Source organism: Stenotrophomonas sp. YJH_SMC_91 (assembly GCF_059368495.1).
Genome location: NZ_JCAFRT010000008.1, coordinates 78620 through 91871 on the forward strand (window position 1 = coordinate 78620; position 13252 = coordinate 91871).

13 protein-coding genes are annotated in these 13252 nt (G+C 67.1%); 10 read left to right on the forward strand and 3 right to left on the reverse strand.

What is annotated here, in order from left to right; genetic code table 11:
* The first annotated feature begins 6 nt into the window (after nt 1–6).
* Genes AC5P5X_RS11770 through AC5P5X_RS11780 form a run of 3 tightly spaced genes read left to right on the forward strand, consistent with a single transcriptional unit; the run spans nt 7 to nt 3744 of the window.
* A complete protein-coding gene (locus AC5P5X_RS11770) occupies nt 7–996 on the forward strand; it encodes a YheT family hydrolase (protein ID WP_032965474.1) in 990 nt (329 codons plus the stop codon).
* Nucleotides 997–1052: 56 nt separating this feature from the next.
* Nucleotides 1053–3122, forward strand: coding sequence for a tetratricopeptide repeat protein (locus tag AC5P5X_RS11775; RefSeq protein ID WP_012478722.1), 2070 nt, complete (start codon nt 1053–1055; stop codon nt 3120–3122).
* A 10-nt stretch (nt 3123–3132) separates the two neighbouring features.
* Entirely contained in the window at nt 3133–3744 is a 612-nt protein-coding gene (locus AC5P5X_RS11780) for a YbhB/YbcL family Raf kinase inhibitor-like protein (RefSeq protein WP_005407546.1), read from the forward strand.
* Between the two features lie 85 nt (nt 3745–3829).
* Here AC5P5X_RS11780 and AC5P5X_RS11785 read toward each other — a convergent pair whose 3' ends face one another.
* From AC5P5X_RS11785 to AC5P5X_RS11795, 3 genes are all read right to left on the reverse strand, one after another.
* Complete coding sequence (locus tag AC5P5X_RS11785) at nt 3830–4360, reverse strand: META domain-containing protein (protein WP_495215987.1); 531 nt, start codon at nt 4358–4360, stop codon at nt 3830–3832.
* A gap of 142 nt (nt 4361–4502) precedes the next feature.
* Nucleotides 4503–5330, reverse strand: a complete 828-nt coding sequence (locus tag AC5P5X_RS11790; protein ID WP_111189287.1) for an META and DUF4377 domain-containing protein — start codon at nt 5328–5330, stop codon at nt 4503–4505.
* Nucleotides 5331–5403: 73 nt separating this feature from the next.
* The gene (locus AC5P5X_RS11795; RefSeq protein WP_111189286.1) at nt 5404–6198 is read right to left on the reverse strand and encodes an undecaprenyl-diphosphate phosphatase; all 795 of its coding nucleotides are present in this window, start codon (nt 6196–6198) and stop codon (nt 5404–5406) included.
* A 223-nt stretch (nt 6199–6421) separates the two neighbouring features.
* On the opposite strand from AC5P5X_RS11795, the gene glnA reads away from it, so the two are divergent.
* From glnA to AC5P5X_RS11830, 7 genes are all read left to right on the forward strand, one after another.
* Nucleotides 6422–7831 carry a type I glutamate--ammonia ligase gene (gene glnA / locus AC5P5X_RS11800; protein WP_005407550.1) on the forward strand — a complete coding sequence of 470 codons (1410 nt, stop codon included), beginning with the start codon at nt 6422–6424 and terminating at the stop codon, nt 7829–7831.
* A gap of 323 nt (nt 7832–8154) precedes the next feature.
* Complete coding sequence (locus AC5P5X_RS11805) at nt 8155–8493, forward strand: P-II family nitrogen regulator (RefSeq protein WP_004134334.1); 339 nt, start codon at nt 8155–8157, stop codon at nt 8491–8493.
* Between the two features lie 21 nt (nt 8494–8514).
* On the forward strand, nt 8515–9945 hold the full coding sequence (locus AC5P5X_RS11810; RefSeq protein ID WP_099561715.1) for an ammonium transporter: 1431 nt from the start codon (nt 8515–8517) through the stop codon (nt 9943–9945).
* Nucleotides 9946–10175: 230 nt separating this feature from the next.
* Nucleotides 10176–10922, forward strand: coding sequence for an N-acetylmuramoyl-L-alanine amidase (locus tag AC5P5X_RS11815; protein WP_005407552.1), 747 nt, complete (start codon nt 10176–10178; stop codon nt 10920–10922).
* A 125-nt stretch (nt 10923–11047) separates the two neighbouring features.
* Complete coding sequence (locus tag AC5P5X_RS11820) at nt 11048–11536, forward strand: cytochrome b (protein WP_049459772.1); 489 nt, start codon at nt 11048–11050, stop codon at nt 11534–11536.
* Nucleotides 11537–11594: 58 nt separating this feature from the next.
* The gene (mltA, locus tag AC5P5X_RS11825) at nt 11595–12761 is read left to right on the forward strand and encodes a murein transglycosylase A (protein ID WP_111189285.1); all 1167 of its coding nucleotides are present in this window, start codon (nt 11595–11597) and stop codon (nt 12759–12761) included.
* Nucleotides 12762–12870: 109 nt separating this feature from the next.
* On the forward strand, nt 12871–13185 hold the full coding sequence (locus AC5P5X_RS11830; protein WP_005407555.1) for a hypothetical protein: 315 nt from the start codon (nt 12871–12873) through the stop codon (nt 13183–13185).
* Nucleotides 13186–13252: the final 67 nt, after the last annotated feature.

Below are 13252 nucleotides of genomic sequence, written 5' to 3' on the forward strand. Positions count from 1 at the left end.
CCGACGCTGCATGCGGCTGACTATCAGCCGCCGCGCTGGCTGCGCAATCCGCACCTGCAGTCGATGCTCAGCTCCAGCCGCATGCGCCTGCAGCGCGGCCTGCTGCTGCTGGCGGCCACCGGTGCGGTCAGCGAAGAGCTGATCCTCGATGGTGGTGATGGCGTGCGCCTGCAGGGCTGGCACAGCCATGTCGAAGGCCGCGAGCCCAAGGGCATCGCGCTGCTGCTGCATGGCTGGGAAGGCAGTGCCGAATCCAGCTACATGCGCATGGCCGCCGCGCGCATGATCGAGCAGGGCTTCGACGTGGTGCGGCTGAACTTCCGCGACCACGGCAACACCCATCACCTGAACCCCGGCATCTTCCACTCCAATCTCATCGATGAAGTGGTGCACGCCGCGGGCGATATCGCCCAGCGCTGGCCGCAGCTGCCGCTGGTGGCCGCCGGTTATTCGCTGGGTGGCAACTTCGTGCTGCGCCTGGCCCTGCGCGCGCCGGCGGCCGGCGTGCCGCTGCTGCGCGTTGCCTCGGTGTGCCCGGTGCTGGACCCGGCGCTGACGATGGAGAGCATCGAGAACGGCCCGGCGATGTACGACTGGTACTTCCGCCGCAAGTGGGCCGGCTCGCTGCGCCGCAAGCGCGATCTGTTCCCCGAGCTGAGCGACTGCGACGACCGCGTGTTGAAGCTGGACATCCGCGCGCTGACCGCCTGGCTGGTCGAGCGCCACACCAGCTTCGGTTCGCTGCAGGCCTATTTCGACGGCTACTCGATCGCCGGCGACCGCCTGTCGACCCTGCAGGTACCGGCCGACATCCTGATGGCGCAGGACGACCCGGTGATTCCTTACGCGACCTTCAGCAACTGGCAGCTGCCAGGCCAGGCGCGCCTGGAAACCGCCTGCTGGGGTGGCCACTGCGGGTTCATCGAAAACTGGCGCGGCGACGGCTTCTCCGAGCGCTGGGTCGCCCAGCGCCTGCAGCGGGTCCTGCAGGCCTGAACCGGCGACAGCGCGCAGCCCGCTACAATGCGGCTTTGCACTTGAACCGGACTGCCATGCAAGACCAGATCATCCAAGCGTTGCGCCAGAACCAGGCCGACCAGGCCGTGCAGCTGGCCCAGGCGTGGACCCGTGACGAACCCGGCCAGGCCAACGCCCACCGCTGGCTGGCGCTTGCGCTGCAGCAGCAGGGCAACGCCGAGGAGGCGATGGAGGCCCTGCAGCAGGCGCTGCGGCTGGCCCCGGACGACGCCCAGCTGCACCTGCAACATGCCGGCCTGCTGCTGGCATTGCGCCAGTTCGAGGGTGCCGACGAAGCACTGGTGCGCACCACCGGCCTCGATCCGAACTCGTTCTCCGCCTATCTGATGCAGGCGCACTTGGCAATCGGCCGCAATGACTTCGACGAAGCGCAGCGCATCTCCACCCTGGCCGCGCGCGTGGAGCCGGATCATCCGGAACTGCTGACCATCGACGGCATGGTTGCACTGCGCCGCGGTGACGCCGACCGTGCACTGGCGCTGCTGTCGGCTGCCAGCAAGGCACTGCCGGACGATACCCGCGTGCTGTACGCACTGGGCTTTGCCTACCTGGGCAAGGACATGCTGGCGTTTGCAGAGCAGTCGTTCCGCCGCGTGCTGGAACTCAATCCGTCGCTGTCCTCGCTGCATGGGCTGGTGGTGCAGCTGGCACTGCGCCAGGGCAACGTACCTGCCGCCGCCGAAGCCATGCAGGTGGCCCTGCAGCAGCCGGAGATGGACGTACCGTCGATGCGCCGCCTGGCGGGTGAACTGTCGCTGCGCAATGGCCAGCCGCTGCAGGCCCTGGACTACCTGCTGCCGCTGCTGGAGACGCAGCCGGAAGACCGCCAGGTGCTGCAGCTGCTGCTGATGTCATGGCAGCGCCTGGGGCGCGAGGATGAAGCGCGTGCACGCCTGGATGCGGTACTGGATACCGATGACCAGCTGCACGATGTGTGGCTGGCACGGCTGGCCATCGAGCAGGTGGGCAGCGAAAGCGCCGTGACCGCGGTCGAGCGCTGGATGGCGGCGATGCCCGCGCATCTGCCGGCCCTGGAGGCGCGCCTGCGCCTGCATGACATGGCCGGCGAACATGCTCAGGCCGAAGCGATCGCCGAACGCATCGTCAGCCTGGAACCGGGCCGCGTCAGCGGCGAGACCCGGCTGGTCGAAGGCCTGCTGCAGCGCGATCCCGCCGCCGCCGTGGCCCGCGTGCAGGCGCTGATCGAGCTGGCGCCGGAAGAGCATCGCGCCGACCTGCGGACGTGGATGGGCGAGATCCAGGACCGCGCCGGGCAGCCGCAGGACGCCCTGCGCACCTGGCTGTCGCTGCAGGCTGACCAGGCGCCGCAGCGCTTGCCACTGCCGCCACAGGCCAAGTCCCCGCCGAGCTGGCCGGACAAGGGCAGCATCGACGGCGATGCCAGCTCCGCGCCGATCTTCCTCTGGGGCCCGCCGGGTTCGGGCGTTGAGCGGGTGGCGACCGGCCTGGCTGCTGCCAGCCCGGTGCTGCGCAGCGACCGCTACACCAACACGCCGCCCGATGATGCGTTCCAGAACTACAACACATTGCAGGACTTGGCCTCAGGCGTGCTGACGCCGGAGCGGCTGGTGCAGCGCTGGCGTGAACAGCTGCCGGCACGTGGCCTGCAGAGCGACACCGTGATCGACTGGCTGCTGTGGTGGGACAACGCCCTGCTGTGGGCGCTGCGCCCGCAGCTGCCGCAGGGCCGCCTGGTGCTGGTGCTGCGCGACCCGCGCGACATGCTGCTGGACTGGGTGGCCTACGGTGCCGCCGCGCCGCTGGCGATGACGTCGCTGGCCGAAGCCAGTGAATGGCTGACCCGCGCGCTGACCCAGATCGCCACGCTGCATGAGGACGACCTGTACCCGCACGTGCTGCTGCGCATCGACCAGATCGGCAACGATCCGCAGGCGATGGCCGAACTGCTGGGCCGCCTGTTCGAGCGGCCGATGCCGCCGGCGGCACAGCTGGGAGCCCCGCGCCTGCCGGCCGGCCACTGGCGCAACTACCGCGACGTGATGAGCGCCGCCTTCGCCCAGCTCACCCCGGTTGCGGTGCGCCTGGGTTACCCGGAAGAGTGAGGAGAGTCCGATGCAGTTGACCAGCCACAGCCTGACCAACGGCGCACCGATCGATCGTGAGTTCGCCGCGGGCGACGCCAACGGTTTCGCCCCGGACCGCAACCCGCACCTGGCCTGGAGCGGGGCGCCGGCCGGCACCCGTTCGTTCCTGCTGGTATGCGTGGACCCGGACGTACCGACCGTGCCGGAGACGGTTGGCCGCAGCGACATGAGCGTGCCGCGCGACCAGCCGCGCTGCGATTTCGTGCACTGGGTGATGGCCGATATCCCGGCCACGGTGCAGGAGATCGCCGCTGGCAGCTGCAGCGACGGCTTCGTGGTGAAGGGCAAGCCCGCACCCGCCGGCCCGGCCGGCAGCCGCCAAGGCCTGAACGACTTCACCGGCTGGTTCGCGGGCAACCCGGACATGGCCGGTGATTACCTGGGCTATGACGGCCCGTATCCGCCGTTCAACGACGAGCGCATGCACCGCTATTTCTTCCGGGTATTCGCGCTGGACGTGGCGTCGCTGGACCTGCCGCAGCGCTTCACCGCCGCCGACGCGTACCGCGCCATGCACGGCCACGTGCTGGCCGAAGCCGCACTGCACGGCACCTACACGTTGAACCCGGCGCTGGGCTGAGCAGCACACAGGGTAGAGCCGGCCGCGGGCCGGCTGCTGCAGGCAACGGCGGCAACACAGGGAAGATGCCGGCCAGCGGCCGGCCCTACCTTCCATCCGCTTGCAGCGCCGCCGGTTCGAACACTGCGGTGTCGCCTCTCGCGTTGCGCAGCACCAGCGCGCCGCGGTCGTCAAGCGCAAGCGTCGGTGCCGAGCCTTCGCCGTGCATCAGCTTTCCGGCGAGCTTCTGCTGCGTGGGCAGTCTCTGATCGACGCATAGCGCTGTGGTCTGCACGCTGTTGCGCAGGATCAGCAGGTTGCCCTGCAGCCGGTACTCGTTGCTGACGTGGTTGCACAGGTTCAACTCGCTCATGAAACCGGACTGGAAGCGCAGTGTGTAGGGCGCGCGACCGCGGACGAACAACGCGTCGATGCGCTTTCCTTGCGCGTTGGTGGCACGCACCAGTTGCCACAGGTGTGCTTCAAGCTGATCGGTGCTGGGCGTGCTGGGCGTGCTGGGCGTGCTGGGCGTGCTGGGCGTGCTGGGCGTACCGGGCGTACCGGGCGTGCTGGCAGCGGCCACATTCGCGGACATGGCCAGCAGCGCAGCAATGATGAGGGCGGGGACGTGCTTCATGCCGATCTCCCGATGCATCCGGGTAGTGCCGGCCGCTGGCCGGCAGCATCCGTGTGTTGGCAGTGCCGCGCAGGGCAGCCGGCCAGCGGCCGGCACTACCGACCATGAAGAAGGGCGGCCTCTCGGCCGCCCTTCCATTGTTTTATTTCTTCTCGATGGCCGACTCGACCACCATGTCCAGCACGTACGTCTGCGACGGCGCATCGGCCGGCGGGTTCTTCACCTCGTAGCGCTTCACGCGCACCACGTTGCGCACGCCGTCTTCGTGGGTGTAGCCCTCGATGTTGCCGTAGAAGTTCTCGAACTTGCCCGGCTCACCCTGCTTCAGGCCCTTGTCGTCGAACTTGACCTCACGCACCTGCAGGCACTGGTAGTCCGGGATCAGCGGGTGCGAGCACTTCTCGGTCTTGGCGGCCACTTCCAGGAACACGGTTTCGCCGGCGCCACCGTAGCGGGTTTCAGCCGTCGGTTCCGGGGTGAAGACCAGCTTGTCGCCCTTGGCGTTGGTCAGGGTCAGCTTGCCATCGGCATCCTGCTCGGCCTTCAGCTCGCCCTGCAGGCGGCTCGACACGGCCTCGTCCAGCGCCACCAGCGCCTTGTCGGTGCAGGCCATCATGGTCGAGGCCATCGCACTGACGCTCAGCTTGCCAGCGTCGAAGGTATAGCCGCCGCCCATGCGGTTGCAGGTGTTGCTGACCGACAGGCGGCCATCAGCGAAGTCCAGGGTGACCGGCTTGTCTTCGCGCGCGAACAGCGCGTCGATGCGCTTGCCGTCGGCGCCGGTGGCCTGCTGCAGCAGCCAGTGCTGGCTCTGCAGGCGCTGCGCATCCAGGTGCGCCAGCGTCTGCTGGTCTGCTGCCTTGGCCGCGGCCGGGGCCACGTCGTCGCCGCCGGTGCCGGCCGGTGCCGGGGTCTGGCTGCAGGCGGCCATCAGGGCCAGCGGGAGGAGCAGGGTGAGCTTGCGGTTCATGGTGATTCTCCTTGGGGAACCGTGGGGGAAACGGGGTAGGGCCGGCAACGGGGTTGCCATGCCCCGGTGCTGTTCAGCTGCCGGACGGCAGCCACAGCAGCAGCGCCGCGCCCAGCGCGATGCGGTAGATGGCGAAGGCGGTGAACCTGTGCGACTTGATGTAGCCCATCAGCCACTTCACTACGACGAAGCCGGTGATGGCCGCGGCAAGGAAGGCCACGCCCACGTCGGTCCAGTTCTCGCTGCCCAGCTGCCCAGCCTTGGCCATTTCCAGGAAGGTGTAGGCGCTGGCGGCGAACATGGTGGGAATGCCGACCAGGAACACGAACTCGGCGGCGGCCGCGCGGCGGCTCAGGCCCAGCAGCATGGCCAGGAAGATGGCCGAGGCCGAGCGCGAGGTGCCGGGGAACACGCCGGCCACGACCTGCGCCAGGCCGACGCCGATCGCCACCGTCCAGGTCACCTGGTCGCGGTCGGGCAGGCGCGCGGTGTAGGCCTCCACCAGCAGCATCCAGACGCCACCGATGATCAGCGCCCAGGCCACCGGGCTGACCGTTTCCGGCAGCGACCAGCCGGCCTTGCGTACCACCAGGCCGACCACCGCGGTGACCAGGAACGCCGCGCCCAGCTTGAACACGTACTCGCGGTTCCCGCGCTGGTTGAAGCCGGTGGCCAGCTGCAGCAGGCGCTGGCGGAACACCAGTACCACGGCCACGATGGCGCCGGCCTGGATGACGATGTTGAAGAAGTCCGAACGGGCACCCAGCCAGTGCTGGGCGATGAGCAGGTGGCCGGTGCTGGAGATCGGCAGGAACTCGGTCAAGCCTTCGAGGATGCCCAGCAGCAGGGCGGAGAGCAGGTCGGACATGGACGGTGCGTGCACGCGCGGCGGAAGGAAGAAGGGCGAGAGGATAGACGATCCGCGCTGCACCAAACGGGTGCGTCTGGTGGTCGGTGCACTCGTTTGGTGCGCCGCGTTCTGCACCCGCACGGGGCGGCCTTCATGAAATCAATGACTTGCGGCATCTGAAAAGTTGGCACGGTCGTTGCTCTACCTCAGCAGGCATTCATCCCCATCCGAGGTCGTACCGATGTCCGTGGAAAACGTTGAGAAGCTGATCAAGGACAACCAGATCGAATTCGTCGATCTGCGCTTTGTCGACATGCGTGGTGTCGAGCAGCACGTGACCTTCCCGGTCAGCATCGTCGAACCGTCGCTGTTCGAAGAAGGCAAGATGTTCGATGGCAGCTCGATCGCCGGCTGGAAGGGCATCAACGAGTCGGACATGGTGCTGCTGCCGGATACCGCCAGCGCCTACGTCGACCCGTTCTACGCCGATCCGACCATCGTGATCAGCTGCGACATCCTCGACCCGGCCACCATGCAGCCGTATGGCCGTTGCCCGCGCGGCATCGCCAAGCGCGCCGAGGCCTACCTGAAGTCCTCCGGCATTGCCGAAACCGCGTTCTTCGGCCCGGAGCCGGAATTCTTCATCTTCGACTCGGTCCGTTTCGCCAATGAAATGGGCAACACTTTCTTCAAGGTCGATTCCGAAGAAGCCGCCTGGAACAGCGGCGCCAAGTACGACGGCGCCAACAGCGGTTACCGTCCGGGCGTGAAGGGCGGCTATTTCCCGGTTCCGCCGACCGACACCCTGCACGACCTGCGCGCCGAGATGTGCAAGACCCTGGAACAGGTCGGCATCGAAGTGGAAGTGCAGCACCACGAAGTGGCCACCGCCGGCCAGTGCGAGATCGGCACCAAGTTCAGCACCCTGGTGCAGAAGGCCGACGAACTGCTGCGCATGAAGTACGTGATCAAGAACGTCGCGCACCGCAACGGCAAGACCGTCACCTTCATGCCCAAGCCGATCGTCGGCGACAACGGCAGCGGCATGCACGTGCACCAGTCGCTGTCCAAGGGCGGCACCAACCTGTTCTCCGGTGACGGCTACGGCGGCCTGAGCCAGCTGGCGCTGTGGTACATCGGCGGCATCTTCAAGCACGCCAAGGCCATCAATGCCTTCGCCAACTCGGGCACCAACAGCTACAAGCGCCTGGTGCCGGGCTTCGAAGCGCCGGTGATGCTGGCCTATTCGGCCCGCAACCGTTCGGCATCGTGCCGCATTCCGTGGGTCTCCAACCCGAAGGCGCGCCGTATCGAAATGCGCTTCCCGGACCCGATCCAGTCCGGCTACCTCACCTTCACTGCGCTGATGATGGCCGGCCTGGACGGCATCAAGAACCAGATCGACCCGGGCGCACCGAGCGACAAGGACCTGTACGACCTGCCGCCGGAAGAAGAGAAGCTGATCCCGCAGGTCTGCTCCTCGCTGGACCAGGCGCTGGAAGCGCTGGACAAGGACCGCGAGTTCCTGAAGGCCGGTGGCGTGATGAGCGATGACTTCATCGACGGCTACATCGCGCTGAAGATGCAGGAAGTGACCAAGTTCCGCGCGGCCACCCACCCGCTGGAATACCAGCTGTACTACGCCAGCTGACCGGATGCGATGGCGGTGGGCTTCCCCCTCCCACCTGCCGCCATCGCTTCCGTTTTCGCGGCTGGGGAGCCGCGGTCAGATCGGGGTCGGATCCCGTTCGTTTACGAATGGGCTCTGACCCCTGATCCAGGGGCAAGAGAGAGACCGGATACGCGACCAGGGCCGCCCTCCCTCCCGCGTCGGTCGTGCAAGGAGAGAGGCACGGCCGTCCCGGCCCTGTACGTGTCCGGTGCAACAGCCACGGTCATCATCCTGATGACCCGTGGTTGCCTGATGCCAACGCGCGCTGGCGCGCTGGCCCCATCCACCATCGGGACATGCGCATGAAACTGATCTCCGCCATCATCCGGCCGTTCAAGCTCGACGAGGTCCGCGAGGCCTTGTCCGACGCAGGCGTGTCGGGCATTACCGTGACCGAAGTGAAAGGCTTCGGCCGCCAGAAGGGCCACACCGAGCTGTATCGCGGCGCCGAGTACGTCGTCGATTTCCTGCCCAAGATCAAGATCGAAACCGTAGTCACCGACGAGCGTGCCGATGCGGTGATCGAAGCGATCCAATCGTCGGCAGGCACCGGCAAGATCGGTGACGGCAAGATCTTCGTCACCGCCGTCGAACAGGTCATCCGCATCCGCACCGGCGAAATCGGTGCCGACGCGCTGTAACCCCCTTCCGGAGACTCCCCCATGAAGATGCGCCTTCTCACCGGGTGGCAAGCCCGGTTCCATATCGTGTGCCTGTTGATGCTGCTGAGTGCGCTGGCCGCGGGTGCCTGGCCAGGCAATGCCCACGCCCAGGCGCAGGTGTCGCCGCTGCCGAGCGAAAGCGTGGCCGTTGAACCGCTGCAGGACCCTGCAGCTGCAGCCGCTGCGCCGGCCGTGGCCGAAGCGGCCGCCGCCTATGATCATGGCGACGTGGCCTGGATGCTCACCTCCACCCTGCTGGTGCTGCTGATGGTTGTGCCGGGCCTGGCCCTGTTCTACGGTGGCCTGGTGCGTTCGAAGAACGTGCTGTCGGTACTCAGCCAGATCCTGGTGGTGTTCTCGCTGGTGCTGCTGCTGTGGGTGGCCTACGGCTACAGCGCGGTGTTCAGCGCGGGCAATCCGTTCTTCGGGTCGTTCACCGAGTTCGCCTTCCTCAAGGGCTTCACCCCCGAGTCGGTCGGCAACACACCGATCAAGGGCCTGCCGGACTATCTGTTCGTCGCGTTCCAGTCGACCTTTGCCGGCATCACCACCGCGCTGATCGTCGGTGCCTTCGCCGAGCGCATCAAGTTCCGCGCGGTGCTGCTGTTCTCGGCGCTGTGGTTCACCCTCAGCTACATCCCGATGGCCCACATCGTCTGGGGTGGCGGTTACCTGGGCGAGCTGGGCGCGATCGATTTCGCCGGCGGCACCGTGGTCCACATCAATGCGGGCGTCGCCGGCCTGGTCGCCGCGTGGTTCGTCGGCAAGCGGCTGGGCTATGGCCAGACCGCGCTGAAGCCGCACAACGTGCCGTTCACCTACATCGGCGCGATGCTGCTGTGGGTGGGCTGGTTCGGCTTCAATGCCGGTTCCGCCGCCGCCGCCGACACCGTGGCTTCGCTGGCCTTCCTCAATACCGTGCTGGCCACCGCCGCAGCGGTGCTCGGCTGGACGCTGGTGGAAGCAATCAGCAAGGGCAAGCCATCGGCACTGGGCGCTGCTTCGGGTGCGGTGGCCGGCCTGGTCGGCATCACCCCGGCCTGCGGTACCGTCGGTCCGCTCGGCGCGATCTTGATTGGTTTCGTGGCCGGCGTGGTCTGCGTCTGGGGCGTCACGGGCCTCAAGCGCCTGCTGAAAGTGGACGACACCGCCGACGTGTTCGGTGTGCATGGTGTCGGCGGCATCGTCGGCGCGATCCTTACCGGTGTGTTCAGTGCACAGTCGCTGGGTGGTACCAAGGCGGATCTGGATATCGCGCACCAGGTCTGGGTGCAGGTGGTCAGCGTCGGCCTCACCGTGGTGTGGTCGGCGGTGGTGACCGCGGTCATCTTGTTGGTGGTCAAGGTCGTGGTCGGCCTGCGCGTGACCGAAGAGGCCGAACGCACCGGCCTGGATGTGACTTCGCACGGCGAATCCGCCTACGAGGCCTGAAGTAGCGGCAGAGCTATTGCATTGATGTTGTGGGTGCCGACCGTTGGTCGGCACTTCCACTGTCCTCGTTCTGGTAGGTGCCAAGCTTGCTTGGCACGGGGTCTGGGTCTGCTCTGGTGGGTGCCGACCGTTGGTCGGCACAGCCGGAGTGGCGCATCCACGCCTGGCGTGGACCTACAGAATCTTCCTTGTGACATGCATCATCGCGCCTGATCGCGCACAATCAGGCCATGCACCCGATCCGCACTGTCCTGATGCTCTCGGCCTGCCTGCTGCTGGCTGCCTGTGCCTCCGCGCCGCAGGAAACCCGCAACCCGCTCGCCACCTGGGTGCCATCACCCAACCAGAACGCGCGCACGCCGGTCATCATCGTCATCCACCACACCGAGCAGAAGTCGGTGCAGCAGAGCCTGCATACGCTGCGTACCGCCAACAGCGGTGGGCCGGTCAGTGCGCACTACCTGATCGGCGCCGATGGCCGACGTTACCAGCTGGTCGCCGATGAGCGCCGTGCATGGCACGCCGGTGCCGGGCGCTGGGGCACCATCACCGATCTCAACTCGGCCTCGATCGGCATCGAGCTCGACAACGATGGCCGCAGCCCGTTCAGCCAGGCGCAGATCGAATCATTGATCTTGCTGCTGCGCGATCTCACCACCCGCCTGAACATCCCGCCGCGTCAGGTCATCGCCCATGCCGACCTGGCGCCGACGCGCAAGCAGGATCCGAGCCGCTTCTTCCCTTGGCAGCAGCTGGCCGAGGCCGGCTTCGGGGTGTGGCCGCGCGCCGCCGACGGCGCGGCACCGGAAGGCTTCGACGCGTGGAATGCGCTGGCCCGCTTCGGCTATCCACTGGACAACCGCGAAGCCACCGTCGCCGCCTTCCACCGCCGCTTCCGTGGCCGCGACGACCTGCCGATGACGCTGGACGCAGAGGACGCCCGCATCCTGCATTCGCTTCTGCTGCAGACGCCGTGATCGCCGGCAGGGCGTGACCTGCGTTGGGAATTGCAGCGGTGCGGCCTGCATTTGCAAGGTGTCTGATTCAGTACGCGTCGGCAAACGTCTAAGGTCGCTGCGCTTGATTGCCGGAGCGACACGCCATGCCTTATTCCAGAACACAGGTGCTGCTGCACTGGTTTTCTGCCGCCATTATCCTGTGGGCTACGTTCAGTGGCTTCTACGTGGCATTCGCCGATGCCCCGGCCGGCCTCAAGCAGGGCATCGGCTTCATCAATGTCTCGCTCACCACGGTGCTGATTCCGTTCTTCGTGCTGCGCCTGTGCCTGGCGATCGCCGGCGGCCGTCGCCACAATCCTGGCGAGGCGGTGGCACGAATCGCGCACTGGGCCCTCTACGCGGTAACCACCGTCGTGTTGGTAACCGGTGTGCTGATGATGGAACGGGACATCGACGTGTTCCATCTTGTCGTGATCCCCGCGCCGCTCTCCGAACCCGTGGCCACCGCTGCATTCAACGCCACCCACAAATACGCCTGCATGGTGCTGGCGGGCCTGGTTGCACTGCACGTGGCGGCCGTCGCCCGGCATCACCTGGCGGGCAATCCGGTGCTGGGCCGGATGCGTTGGTGATGAACGCGGACTCCTGGCATGGCTTGCTCGCCAGCGGCCGGCCCGCCACCATGGCGGCATGATCGATTCCGCCACCTTCTTCAAGCGCAGGCACTGCATCCTGCTGGCAGCGGCCGTGCTCGCCGGTTGCGCCACCACCGCCCCCCGCACCGGATCTGAAGTGCCGACGCCGGTCACGCCGCCCGCGGCCACCTATGCCAAGGCTGCATGGAGCGCATTGCCCCCGGTCTCCGATACCGATCTGCAGGCGGGCTTCGTTGCCTGGCGCAGCAGCTGCACCCGCCTGAAGAACGATGCCGTCTGGGCCAAACCCTGCGCCACGGCCGCAGCGGTGTCAGACAAGGACCCGGCCGCGATCCGCCAGTTCCTGCAGCGCGACCTTGATGTCTACGCGCTGCGTGCCGGTGGCCACCAGGCCGACGGACTGATTACCGGCTACTACGAGCCGATCTATGCCGGCAGCCTGACCCGCACCGACAAGGCGACGGTGCCGGTCTACGGTACGCCGGATGATCTGGTGGTGGTGCAGCTGGAGAGCCTCTACCCGGAATTGAAGGGCAGGCGCCTGCGCGGTCGCGTCGAAGGCAAGGTGCTCAAGCCCTATGACGACGCCGGCACCATCGCGTCCAAGGGCGCCAACGCCCCGGTGCTGGCCTGGCTGACCGACCCGATGGACCTGCAGCTGCTGCAGATCCAGGGGTCCGGCCGCGTGCGCCTGGCCGATGGCAAGCAGGTGCGGCTGGCCTATGCGGAACAGAATGGCCACCCCTACCGCGCCATCGGGCGCTGGCTGGTGGACCAGGGCCAGCTGAAGAAGGAAGACGTCACCATGGACGCCATCCGCGCCTGGGCACGGGCCAATCCCGCGCGCGTGCCGGAACTGCTGCGCAGCAACCCCAGCTACGTGTTCTTCGTGCGCAACCCGGACAGCCCGGAAGGCCCGCGTGGTTCGCTGAACGTGCCGCTTACCGCCGGCTACAGCGTGGCGGTGGACCGCAGCGTGGTGCCGCTGGGCAGCCTGCTGTGGCTCTCCACCACGCGCCCGGACGGCACCCCGGTGGTGCGCCCGGTGGCCGCGCAGGACACCGGCGGCGCCATCGCCGGTGAGGTGCGCGCCGACCTGTACTGGGGCAGCGGGGATGCCGCCGGCAAGCTGGCCGGCGACATGAAGCAGAAGGGCAATATCTGGATGCTGTGGCCGAAGGGCGTGCCCCTGCCGAACTGAACCAGCAGGGGGTCGGATCCCTTTCCAAAGGGAAGGGCTCTGACCCCGGATGCCTGATAATGGCGCCATTCCGAACTTTCCGGCCGCGCCTGCGGCCAGGACCCCTGCAATGACCTACGCAAAGCACAACGCAAAACCCGGCGCGAAATCCGCCGCAAAGAAGTACTACAAGCACTGGGCCGAATCGGGCCTGGGCAAGGGCAACGTGCTGATGGAAGCCCGTGGCGAGAAGATCGTGCGCCAGGTGGAAATCTACGGCACCAAGATGGTCTGGGCCGACGAGCATGCCCACAGCGACGACCGCTTCCTGCTGGCCGACCAGCCAGTGTCGTTCCTGGATTTCGACGAGGACGACGAAATCTCCGCGCGTGAATTCGAAGCCGCCTGGAAGAAGGCACGGGAAGCCACCGGCTACCCGGTGTAATCCCAGCCCCCGGCACCCGCCCTTGTAGCGCCGAGCCTTGCTCGACGCTGCAAAAGCGGGCATGTGA

What these genes read in the sequence shown, in the direction of transcription:
- AC5P5X_RS11775 (WP_012478722.1), top strand. Translation starts at nt 1,053, where the DNA reads ATGCAAGACCAGATCATCCAAGCGTTGCGCCAGAACCAGGCCGACCAG.
- AC5P5X_RS11780 (WP_005407546.1), top strand. Translation starts at nt 3,133, where the DNA reads ATGCAGTTGACCAGCCACAGCCTGACCAACGGCGCACCGATCGATCGT.
- AC5P5X_RS11785 (WP_495215987.1), bottom strand. Translation starts at nt 4,360, where the DNA reads ATGAAGCACGTCCCCGCCCTCATCATTGCTGCGCTGCTGGCCATGTCC.
- AC5P5X_RS11790 (WP_111189287.1), bottom strand. Translation starts at nt 5,330, where the DNA reads ATGAACCGCAAGCTCACCCTGCTCCTCCCGCTGGCCCTGATGGCCGCC.
- AC5P5X_RS11795 (WP_111189286.1), bottom strand. Translation starts at nt 6,198, where the DNA reads ATGTCCGACCTGCTCTCCGCCCTGCTGCTGGGCATCCTCGAAGGCTTG.
- glnA (WP_005407550.1), top strand. Translation starts at nt 6,422, where the DNA reads ATGTCCGTGGAAAACGTTGAGAAGCTGATCAAGGACAACCAGATCGAA.
- AC5P5X_RS11805 (WP_004134334.1), top strand. Translation starts at nt 8,155, where the DNA reads ATGAAACTGATCTCCGCCATCATCCGGCCGTTCAAGCTCGACGAGGTC.
- AC5P5X_RS11810 (WP_099561715.1), top strand. Translation starts at nt 8,515, where the DNA reads ATGAAGATGCGCCTTCTCACCGGGTGGCAAGCCCGGTTCCATATCGTG.
- AC5P5X_RS11815 (WP_005407552.1), top strand. Translation starts at nt 10,176, where the DNA reads ATGCACCCGATCCGCACTGTCCTGATGCTCTCGGCCTGCCTGCTGCTG.
- AC5P5X_RS11820 (WP_049459772.1), top strand. Translation starts at nt 11,048, where the DNA reads ATGCCTTATTCCAGAACACAGGTGCTGCTGCACTGGTTTTCTGCCGCC.
- mltA (WP_111189285.1), top strand. Translation starts at nt 11,595, where the DNA reads ATGATCGATTCCGCCACCTTCTTCAAGCGCAGGCACTGCATCCTGCTG.
- AC5P5X_RS11830 (WP_005407555.1), top strand. Translation starts at nt 12,871, where the DNA reads ATGACCTACGCAAAGCACAACGCAAAACCCGGCGCGAAATCCGCCGCA.